The sequence below is a fragment of the Dietzia sp. Cai40 genome (genome assembly GCF_014145165.1).
GTDB classification, from domain to species: Bacteria; Actinomycetota; Actinomycetes; order Mycobacteriales; family Mycobacteriaceae; genus Dietzia; species Dietzia natronolimnaea.
The window spans coordinates 1-8,166 of record NZ_JAALEB010000097.1 but is presented as its reverse complement, the minus strand read 5'-3'; the positions used below and the strand labels follow the sequence as shown (position 1 = coordinate 8,166).

9 protein-coding genes are annotated in these 8,166 nt (G+C 70.4%); all 9 read left to right on the top strand.

Annotation, left to right across the window (positions count from 1 at the left end; genetic code table 11):
* A partial coding sequence (locus tag G6022_RS04750; protein ID WP_182691080.1) for an insulinase family protein occupies window positions 1-678 on the top strand: 678 nt, incomplete at its 5' end.
* 34 nt (window positions 679-712) lie between these two features.
* Entirely contained in the window at window positions 713-1,462 is a 750-nt protein-coding gene (gene dapB, locus G6022_RS04745) for a 4-hydroxy-tetrahydrodipicolinate reductase (protein ID WP_179526256.1), read from the top strand.
* An 8-nt stretch (window positions 1,463-1,470) separates the two neighbouring features.
* Window positions 1,471-1,950 carry a hypothetical protein gene (locus G6022_RS04740; RefSeq protein WP_179525426.1) on the top strand — a complete coding sequence of 160 codons (480 nt, stop codon included), beginning with the start codon at window positions 1,471-1,473 and terminating at the stop codon, window positions 1,948-1,950.
* Window positions 1,947-2,399 (top strand): NAD(P)H-dependent oxidoreductase, encoded by a 453-nt coding sequence (locus G6022_RS04735; protein ID WP_179525425.1) that lies wholly within the window; start codon window positions 1,947-1,949, stop codon window positions 2,397-2,399. Before G6022_RS04740 ends, G6022_RS04735 begins: the two co-directional genes overlap by 4 nt.
* Window positions 2,400-2,435: 36 nt before the next feature.
* Window positions 2,436-3,188, top strand: a complete 753-nt coding sequence (gene thyX, locus G6022_RS04730) for an FAD-dependent thymidylate synthase (RefSeq protein WP_179525424.1) — start codon at window positions 2,436-2,438, stop codon at window positions 3,186-3,188.
* An 85-nt stretch (window positions 3,189-3,273) separates the two neighbouring features.
* A complete protein-coding gene (gene dapA / locus G6022_RS04725) occupies window positions 3,274-4,194 on the top strand; it encodes a 4-hydroxy-tetrahydrodipicolinate synthase (RefSeq protein ID WP_182609553.1) in 921 nt (306 codons plus the stop codon).
* Window positions 4,191-6,410 (top strand): ribonuclease J, encoded by a 2,220-nt coding sequence (locus G6022_RS04720; protein ID WP_241731053.1) that lies wholly within the window; start codon window positions 4,191-4,193, stop codon window positions 6,408-6,410. The genes dapA and G6022_RS04720 overlap by 4 nt, the downstream gene beginning before the upstream one ends.
* Window positions 6,411-6,415: 5 nt before the next feature.
* Window positions 6,416-7,072 (top strand): TIGR03085 family metal-binding protein, encoded by a 657-nt coding sequence (locus G6022_RS04715; RefSeq protein WP_182617816.1) that lies wholly within the window; start codon window positions 6,416-6,418, stop codon window positions 7,070-7,072.
* Window positions 7,073-7,132: 60 nt separating this feature from the next.
* Window positions 7,133-8,166 (top strand): DNA translocase FtsK 4TM domain-containing protein (locus G6022_RS04710; RefSeq protein WP_241731052.1); only part of this gene is annotated, 1,034 nt, incomplete at its 3' end.

The window sequence follows — 8,166 nt, the reverse complement described above, 5'->3', positions numbered from 1 at the left end:
GAGGGCCCGGCGGGAGCCGCGACGGTCGGGGCCGCCGCACCCACCTCCGGCCAGGCGGCCGGGCACCCGGGCTGGGCCCCGTCGTCGGTTCTGGTGGGGGAGGACGACGACTCCGAGCAGGTGCTCCTGGCTCTGGCACGGAGGACACCGTCCCGCGATCACCGGGACCGCGCCGCGGCACAGGTCGCGACCGCGGTGCTCGGCGGTGGACTGAGTTCCCGACTGTTCCAGCGGGTCCGCGAGGAGCTCGGGCTGGCCTACACCGTGTACGCGTCGATGGACCAGTTCCGTGCGACCGGACTCGTCTCGGTCGTCGCCGGCAGCCCCGTCGGGCGGGTGGACGCCCTCAGCGGTGCGCTGGCCGAGGTCGTCGCCGGGATGGTGAACGATCCCCCGTCCGGCGACGAGGTCGACCGCGCGATCGGGCACCTCACCGGATCGATCAGGCTCGGGCTGGACGACCCACTGTCGCGGATGACGCGGATCGGCCGCCACCTGCTGGACCGCGACACTGTGGTGACCGTCGGGGAGTCGCTCCACCGGCTCCGCACCGTGCACCGCGACGCCGTGGCGGACTACTGGACGGGCGAGACCGCGCCCTGGTGTCTGGCGGCCGTCGGGCCGGGCATGCCCGATGCCGGCGGCGCGGCTGATCTTCTCGCCGGCGTGGGCGGATAGGCTGGTGAGCGGTGTGACGACCGATGAGGAGACGATGACGGTGACGAAGGTCGGAGTGCTCGGTGCACGCGGCAAGGTGGGCACGGCGATCTGCGAGGCGGTTCGCGCGGCGGAGGACATGGAACTCGTCGCCGAGGTGGACCAGGGCGACCGGCTGCAGATGCTCACCGACGCCGGCGCGGAGGTGGTCGTGGACTTCACGCACCCCGACGTGGTGATGGACAACCTCGACTACTGCATCACACACGGCATCCACGCCGTGGTCGGCACGACCGGCTTCACCGACGAGCGGTTGGAGACACTGCGCGGACTGCTCGCGTCCCACCCGGATACCGGGGTGCTCGTGGCACCCAACTTCGCGATCGGAGCCATCCTCATGATGCGCTTCGCGGTCCAGGCTGCGAGGTATTTCCCCTCGGCCGAGATCGTGGAACTGCACCACCCGAACAAGGCCGACGCACCCTCGGGTACGGCACACCGCACGGCGGAGATGATGGCCGCCGCCCGCGCCGCGGCAGGGATGGGGCCCTCCCCGGACGCCACCTCCACCGAGCTGGAGGGGGCGCGGGGCGCAGATGTCGGCGGGGTGAGGGTGCACTCGGTCCGCGTGACCGGCCTGATCGCGCACCAGGAGGTCCTCCTGGGTACACAGGGGGAGACCCTGACCATCAGGCACGATTCCCTCGATCGCTCCTCTTTCGCGCCCGGTGTGCTCCTGGGCGTGCGGTCGATCGCGGGCGCTCCGGGACTCACCGTGGGGCTCGACGCCTTCATGGATCTGTAGGCCGGCCCGTGGACAGAGTCGTCAAGCCGCTGGTCATGGCCCTCACGGCGGTGGGTCTGGTGGTGGCGTTCGGTTACCTGCTCTACCTCGGGTGGTCCATGATCAGCCGGTCCGAGTACCTCGCCATGCGTGGACTGGGCGTCGGGATCGTCCTGCTCACCGTCGTCGGGGCGTGGGCGATGTGGGCGATCCTGCGGAACGGATTCGAACTCCAGCGGATCTCCGCCGCGGCAGCCCAGGAGGGGATCGAACTCGACGTCTCCGACCTGGACCACCGCCCGTCCGGGCGACTCGAGCACGCCGCCGCCGATGAGCTGTTCGACCGCGTCAGTGCGGAGTACCAGGCGTCTCCGGACGACTGGCGTACCAACTACCGGTTGGCCCGCGCCTACGACCACGCGGGCGACCGCCTCCGTGCCCGTGAGGTGATGCGGGCGGCCATCGCCCTGCGGGAGGCGGAGTCCTCCGGGACCGGGGATCCGCGATGAGCACCGTCCTCGTGGTCCACCACGCTCCGTCCCCCAGGCTCCGACGAATCCTGGAGGCACTGGAGAGGGGTCTGGCCCATCCCGACCTCGAGGGCATCGAGGTCGAATCGGTGCCCGCACTTGCGACCACCGACGACCACGTTCTCCGTGCGGACGGCTACGTCCTGCTCACCCCGGCCAACTTCGGCTACATGTCCGGTGCACTCAAGCACTTCTTCGACCGCACGTACTACACCTGCGAGGGTGCGGTGGCCGGTCGGCCCTACGCCCTCTGCGTGCACGGGGACAACGACACCTCCGGGGCGGTGGCCTCGGTCGAACGGATCACCACCGGGTGGGACCTCCGCCAGGTCGCCCCGGCCCTACAGCTCACCGGCGAGCCCGGTCGTGAGGAACTCGACACCGCGTCCGAGGTCGCCGCGACGGTCGCCGCACACCTTCTCGGCTGACCCGCCGGGCGACACGACACCAGAGGGAGTCCCACCATGTCCGAGCTCGTCCGGCGGCAGGTCCGCATGGTCGCGCACACCGCGTTCACCCCACCCGACGAGATCGGTTGGGAGACGGATGCGGACGGCGGCTCCGCCCTGGCCGAGTTCGCCGGCCGCGCCTGCTACCAGAGCTGGGACAAACCCAACCCGCGCACCGCGTCGAACGCCGGGTACCTGAGGCACATCCTCGAGGTGGGGCACCTCTCGGTGTTCGAGCACGCGAGCGTGACGTTCTACATCACCGGTATCTCCAGGTCGTGCACCCACGAGCTCATCAGGCACCGCCACTTCTCCTACAGCCAGCTGTCGCAGCGGTTCGTCCCGGAGCATGATTCCAAGGTGGTGCCCCCGCCCGCGATCGCCGACGACCCGGAGCTGGTGGAGATCTTCCGCCGCGCCACCGACGCGTCGCGGGAGGCCTACGCGGAGATGCTCGCCAAGCTCGAGGAGAGGTTCGCCGACGTCCCCAACCCGATGCTGCGTCACAAGCAGGCCCGGCAGGCCGCGCGGTCGGTCCTGCCCAACGCCACCGAGACCCGCATCGTGGTGACCGGCAACTACAGGTCGTGGCGGCACTTCATCGGAATGCGGGCGACCGAGCACGCGGACACCGAGATCCGAGGACTGGCGATCGACGTCCTGCGTCAGTTGCGACAAGCGGCGCCTGCGGTGTTCTCCGATTTCGAGATCACCTCGCTGGAGGACGGCTCCGAGATCGCGGTGAGCCCCTACGTCCTGGAGGGATGAAGCGGTTCACCGGGTCGGAATCGGGACTTCCCGTGGTCTGCGGGTAGTCTGGGAGGCCATGACACACGTGACCACTGGGGGCCCGATGTCGGCGGACGGTCGGCCGGCCCCCACCCGACCCGGACGCCCCACGCCGTTCGGCACGGTGCTCACGGCGATGGTCACCCCGTTCGGGTCCGACGGTTACGTCGACCTGAAGGCCGTCGCACGTGTCGCGGAACACCTCGTGGAGTCGGGGTGCGACGGTCTCGTCGTGTCCGGGACCACGGGAGAGTCGCCCACCACCACGGACGCGGAGAAGATCGCGGTTCTCGAGGCCGTTCTGGCCGCGGTGGGGGACAGGGCGACGGTGGTGGCCGGAGTCGGGACATACGACACCGCACATTCCGTGCACCTCGCGCGCCAGGCGGCGTCCGTCGGTGCCCACGGCATGCTCGTGGTGACCCCGTACTACTCCAAGCCCACCCAGGCCGGACTCGACGCCCACTTCCGGGCGATCGCCGACGCCACCGACCGACCGGTGATGCTCTACGACATCCCACCGCGGTCCGTGGTCCCGATCCAGGCGGAGACGCTCATCGGACTGTCGTCCCACCCGAACATCGTCGCCGTCAAGGATGCCAAGGGCGACTTCCACGACGCGGTCACGGTGATGTCCCACTGCGACCTCGTCTACTACTCGGGCGACGACCAACTCAACCTCCCGTGGCTGGCCGTGGGAGCCAGCGGTTTCGTCAGCGTGATCGGCCACGTGGCCGCCGCGCGCCTCGTCGAGCTGCGCCGCGCCTTCCTCGCGGGCGAGGTCGACACCGCGCGACATATCAACCTCGGACTCCTCCCGCTCTTCGACGCCCAACGGGCGCTCGGCGGCGTGTCGATGTCCAAAGCAGCACTAGAACTTCTCGGGATCCCGGCCGGAGTGCCGCGACTCCCGCAGTTACCACCGACCACCGAGCAACGGGACGCACTGGCGTCGCTGTTGCACAGAGCAGGAGTCATCAGATGACGGAGAACCCGACCAACAGCCGCGGACGCGGCCGGACCCGCCGCGCTGCCGGCCGCCCCACCGGCGAGCCCGCACCCGCGACCGCCGTGCAGTTCACGGAGCCCACGCCCGTCTCGAATGCGCCCGCGGCGAACGGCGGAGACGACCGCCCGGCCCGGGACCAGGGCAAGCAGGAACAGAACAAGCAGGATCAGAACAAGCAGGATCAGAACAAGCAGGGCCAGGAGCGGCAGGGCGGCGGCCAGCAGGGCAGGAGCCAGTCCAGGGGCCAGCAGAACAAGGGTCAGCAGGACCAGAAGCAGGACGCCCCCAAGGGCGCCTCGCGTGGTCGCGGGCGCGGAGCGTCCTCCGACGGCGGCCAGAACGGTGGCGGTCAGAACAGCGGCGGCCAGAACGGCGGCAACCAGGGTGGCGGTCAGAACGGCGGCGGCCGTGGCCGTGGTGGCCGGGGCCGCGGTCGGGGTAACGGGACCACCTCCACCGCCGAGTTCGGGGGCGTCAAGACCATGCAGGGCGGGGACATGACGGTCCGGCTGCCCAGCCCGCCCAAGCCGCGCAAGGGTGCGATGCGCCTGGTCGCGCTCGGCGGGATCACGGAGATCGGCCGCAACATGATGACCTTCGAGTACGACTCGAAGCTTCTGATCGTGGACTGCGGTGTCCTGTTCCCGAGTTCGACGGAGCCCGGAGTCGACCTGATCCTCCCGGACTTCGGTCACATCGAGGACCGACTCGACCAGGTCGAGGCGCTCGTTCTCACGCACGCCCACGAGGACCACATCGGTGCGATCCCGTTCCTTCTCAAACTGCGCCCGAACATCCCTGTCGTGGGATCCAGGTTCACCCTGGCCCTGGTGGCGGCCAAGTGCCGGGAGCACCGGATCAAGCCGGTCTTCCAGCAGGTCGACGAGTCGAGCGTGAGTTCGTTCGGCCCGTTCGAGGTCCGCTACTTCGACGTCAACCACTCGATCCCCGAGTGCCTGGGCGTTGTCGTCCGTGCGGGCGGCAACTCCGTGATGATGTCGGGCGACATCAAGCTCGACCAGCTTCCCACCGACAAGCGGCCCACCGACCTGGCCAAGATGGCGCGGTTCGGCGACGAGGGTATCGACCTGCTGCTGTTGGACTCCACCAACGCCACCACCCCGGGAGTCAGCCGCTCGGAGTCCGAGGTCGGCCCCGCTCTCCAGCGGCTCATCAGCGACGCCCGCAGACTCGTCGTGGTGGCCTGCTTCGCCTCCAACGTCTACCGCGTGCAGTCCGTCATCGCGGCCGCCGAGGCCTGCGGCCGGAAGGTCGCGCTCACCGGTCGGTCCATGATCCGGAACATGGAGATCGCGCTCGAACTGGGTCTGCTCACGGACCCGAAGGGCGTTCTGATCGACATGGACGCCGCGGCGAAGCTCCCCTCCGAGAAGGTCCTCGTGATGACCACCGGGACCCAGGGGGAGTCGATGGCCGGGTTGTCCCGGATGGCCCGCCGCGAGCACCGGCAGATCAACCTCTCCGAGGGCGACACCGTCCTGTTCTCCTCGTCGATCGTCCCGGGCAACGAGGAGCCGGTCTTCAGCGTGCAGAACAGTCTGTCCCAGATGGGCGTGAACGTGGTGACCAGCCGCGATGCCAACATCCACGTCTCCGGACACGGGGACGCGGGCGAGCTGCTCTTCGTCTACAACGCCGTTCGGCCGAAGAACGCCATGCCCGTCCACGGAGAGTGGCGGCACCTGCGGGCCAACCGGGCCCTGGCGGTCGCGACCGGCGTGCCGGCGGAGAACGTGGTGCTCGCACAGAACGGCGTCGTGGTGGACCTCGTCGACGGCAAGGCGACCACCGTCGGTCAGATCCCGGTCGGCCACCTGTACGTGGACGGTCTGTCCACCGGCGACGTCGGCGACACCGTGCTGGCGGACCGCACCGCGCTGTCCGAGGACGGCTTCATCGTCGCCACGGTGGTGGTGGACCCCCGCACCGGTCGACCGGTGAGCAAGCCCCAGATCATCGCCAAGGGATTCACCGACGAGCCGGGCGCGTTGGCGCCGGTCGTCGAGCTGGTCGAGAACGCACTGTGGGACCTGGCAGGGGAGGGTGAGACCGACCCCTACCGACTCGCGCAGGCGGTCCGCCGCACCGTGGGCACCTGGGTCTCCGACAAGTGGCGTCGCAAGCCCATGATCGTGCCCACCGTCATCACCTCCGTGGCAGCGCAGGACTGAGTCCGGTGAACCCCGACCGGCGGACACTGGCGCAGCGGGAGCGCAGCGCTCTCGTCGAGACGATGCGCGCCGCCGGGCCGGAGGCACCGACGCTGTGCGCCGGGTGGACGACCCGGGATCTCGCGGCGCACCTGGTCGTGCGGGAGGCACGCCCCGACGCCGCCGCGGGAATCGTCCTGCCGGCGCTCGCCTCGCGGATGGAGGAACTGCGCCTCCGTGAGGCCGAGCGTCCGTGGGACGAACTGCTCGAGAAGATCGCGGCGGGTGCGCCGTGGTACTCGCCGCTCCGCTACGCAGACCGGCTGGCCAACGCCGCGGAGTACCTCGTCCACCACGAGGACGTCCGCCGGGCCGGTGGCGAATGGACGACGCGGGAGTTCGACGTCGAGGACCTCGATCGCATCTGGGCGCTGGGCACCACGGTGGCCAGGACGTTCCTCCGTCGGGTGTCCGCCCGGGTCGACCTGCGCACCCCACCGGGGATCACGTTGACCAAGTCCGGTGCGGTGTCCACGGGCGCCGCGTTGGCCCCGATGGTCAGTGTGACGGCCGCCCCCGTCGAGTTGATCCTGTGGGCGTTCGGCAGGGACGCGGTGGACGTGGACATCTCCGGAGCCCATGGGGGCATCGACGCGGTCCGGGCGGTACCGAGGGGCTTCTGACCGACCCCGGCCCGTGTGGCTGCTGTTACCAATGGGGTCCGAGAAGATAGAGTGACCCCCATGGCACCCAGCTCGAACACGCGATCCACCCGTGCCCCCGGTGGACGACGCCCGGCCTCGAAGTCCGGCGCACAGCGATCCACCGCGTCCACCTCGTCGTCGTCACGGTCAGGCGGTTCCCGTCGCGGCGCCGTCGTCTCCACCCCGAAGTCGGGCACCCGCGGCGGTTCCCGCGCGGTCACCCCACCTCCGGAGCGGACGTCCGGTGCCTTCGGTGCCGTCGGGCGCGGTCTGCGTGGCGGGTGGTCGGGTGTGGCGAAGGGGGTCGGTCACGGGGTGCGCGGGCTGCGAGGCGGAACCGACGACGAGCGCGTGGCACCACCGCACCGTCGTGACGGGCTCGGGTTGATCCTCGTCGGCATCGCGATCGTCTTCGCGGGAGCGGTGTGGTTCGGTGCGGCGGGGCCGGTGGGGGAGTGGTTCGACACCGGGATCCGCACCGTGGTGGGGACGCCGGGTGCCCTCCTGCCGTTGCTGCTCGGGGTCTGGGGCGTCCTCGTGATGGCGCGGGAGCCACGACCCGACGTCCAGTCCAGGTGGGTGGTCGGGACCACCGTGACCTCACTGGGTGTGCTGGGTCTCTGGCATCTGGGATCAGGGTCGCCCTCGGACCCGGAGGGGGTCCGTGGGGGAGCCGGCGTCCTCGGGAGGATCGTCGGGGGCACGCTCGAGGCGGGTCTGTCCGTCTTCGTCGCCGTCCCGCTCCTCGTGTTGCTCGTGGCGTTCGGAGTGCTGGTGCTGGTGGGACGCCCGGCGAGGGAGATCCCCGGCATCGTGCGCGGATTCTTCGGCTGGGACGGGAGCGGGGACATCGTCGACCACGAGGACCCCGCAGCGGACTGGGACGACCCGGACGCCACCACCGCCTACCCGATCGCCGAGACCGGGACACCGGTCGACCGGGAGCGGACCGCACCGAGACGTCCGGCTCGCCGCCGGGTGGCCGCCTGGTCGGACACCCCGACCACCGGGGAGACGGTCGAGATGCCGGCGGCCGCAGGGGCGTCGGCGGACCCGGCCGACGGGCCGGATGA

What these genes read in the sequence shown, in the direction of transcription:
- dapB (WP_179526256.1), top strand. Translation starts at nt 713, where the DNA reads ATGACGGTGACGAAGGTCGGAGTGCTCGGTGCACGCGGCAAGGTGGGC.
- G6022_RS04735 (WP_179525425.1), top strand. Translation starts at nt 1,947, where the DNA reads ATGAGCACCGTCCTCGTGGTCCACCACGCTCCGTCCCCCAGGCTCCGA.
- thyX (WP_179525424.1), top strand. Translation starts at nt 2,436, where the DNA reads ATGTCCGAGCTCGTCCGGCGGCAGGTCCGCATGGTCGCGCACACCGCG.
- dapA (WP_182609553.1), top strand. Translation starts at nt 3,274, where the DNA reads ATGTCGGCGGACGGTCGGCCGGCCCCCACCCGACCCGGACGCCCCACG.
- G6022_RS04720 (WP_241731053.1), top strand. Translation starts at nt 4,191, where the DNA reads ATGACGGAGAACCCGACCAACAGCCGCGGACGCGGCCGGACCCGCCGC.